Origin of the sequence: Roseobacter sp. EG26, assembly GCF_049830555.1 — a bacterium.
In the GTDB taxonomy this organism is placed as follows: Bacteria; Pseudomonadota; Alphaproteobacteria; order Rhodobacterales; family Rhodobacteraceae; genus Roseobacter.
In genome coordinates this window covers 1-1,507 of record NZ_JBNBLH010000043.1, presented here as the reverse complement: position 1 = coordinate 1,507, position 1,507 = coordinate 1, and the positions used below count along the sequence as shown (strand labels likewise).

The following is a 1,507-nucleotide window of genomic DNA, read 5'->3' as shown; positions in this document are numbered from 1 at the left end:
TGTAGCAGCAAAGCTAAAATGTCACCCATCTGCAATTCAGGAATGTCACTCTCGCCCGCAACGATAACAGGCAGAGGTTGCGGGCATGGGATGGGTGATGATGAGCGAGCGCGAGCTGAACCGGGTCGAAGTGTTGAGCCAGGTGAGCCAAGGCCGGATGACGGCGACGAACGCGGCGAACGTTCTGGGATTGAGCCGCAGGCAGGTTCACAGGCTCCTGCGGAAGTTCCGGACCGATGGTCCGGCGGCGATCCGGCACAAGGCGCGCGGTCGGGTCTCGAACAATCGGATCGATCCGGCAGTTCGGGAATTTGCTGTGACGCTGGTTCGCGAGAACTACATCGACTTCGGGCCGACCTTTGCCGCTGAGAAGCTTGAGGAAGATCATGGGCTCAAGGTTTCGCGCGAGACGCTGCGCAAGTGGATGCAGGACGCCGGGATATGGCTCTCGCGCAAGCAGCGTCGCACCTTCCACCAGCCGCGCTTGCGCCGGGAATGCTTTGGCGAGCTGATCCAGATCGACGGCTCAGACCACCGATGGTTTGAGGATCGCGGGCCATCCTGCACCCTACTCGTCTTTATCGATGACGCGACCAGCACCTTGATGCACCTGGAGTTCGTGACGTCCGAGAGCACGTTCAGCTATTTCGGCGCGCTGCAGGCCTATCTGCAGGCGCATGGTCGCCCCGTGGCCTTATACAGCGACAAGCATTCGGTGTTCCGCGTCTCAAGCGAGGCAGCGAAGTCAGGCCATGGAATGACCCAGTTTGGCAGGGCTTTGAACGAATTGAACATTGAGATTCTCTGCGCGAACAGCTCTCAGGCCAAGGGCCGGGTCGAACGCGCCAACCGGACGTTGCAGGACCGCCTAGTCAAGGAACTGCGCCTTGCGGGCATCTCGGACATGGCAGCGGCCAATGCGTTCCTTCCGGCCTTCATGGAGCGCTACAACGCAAAGTTCGCCAAGACCCCGCGCCGCCCGGACAATCTGCACCGGCCCCTCAATACCGAACCAGATCGGCTTGCCGATGTACTCTGCTGGCGCGACGAGCGCTATGTCGGCAACCAACTGGCCTTCTCCTACGACCGGCAGCGCATCATCCTGCAAGAGAACGAGATCACGCGCGGCCTGCCCGGCAAGTATGTCGACAGCTACGAATACCCCAACGGCCGGCTCGAGTTCCGCTGGAAAGGCGTCCCGCTCCCCTACTCCGTCTTCGACAAGGACCAGCGCATTACCCACGCCGCGATCACCGAGAACAAGCGTCTTGGCGCCGTCCTTGAGTTCATCAAAGAAGAGCAGGACAAAACCCCACCAAAGAAACGCCGCGTGGGCAAACAGCGTTCGATATACAAGCCAACCGGACGTCGAAACGACGGCTGGAACTCCCTCGCCGCCCGCCGCGCCAAGGAGGTCCGCAAAGCCAGCCAGAGCTGCGATATCTGAGGTCTCCGCCCTGTCAGGCTTTGCTCCCTTCAGCGCCCAAGTGTGACACTTCTACTTTGC

Annotated in this window: 1 protein-coding gene; it reads left to right on the top strand. The window is 60.8% G+C overall.

What is annotated here, in order from left to right; genetic code table 11:
• Positions 1-85 precede the first annotated feature (85 nt).
• The gene (locus ACOTTU_RS24895; protein WP_425662215.1) at positions 86-1,447 is read left to right on the top strand and encodes an ISNCY family transposase; all 1,362 of its coding nucleotides are present in this window, start codon (positions 86-88) and stop codon (positions 1,445-1,447) included.
• Positions 1,448-1,507 lie beyond the last annotated feature (60 nt).

What these genes read in the sequence shown, in the direction of transcription:
- ACOTTU_RS24895 (WP_425662215.1), top strand. Translation starts at nt 86, where the DNA reads ATGGGATGGGTGATGATGAGCGAGCGCGAGCTGAACCGGGTCGAAGTG.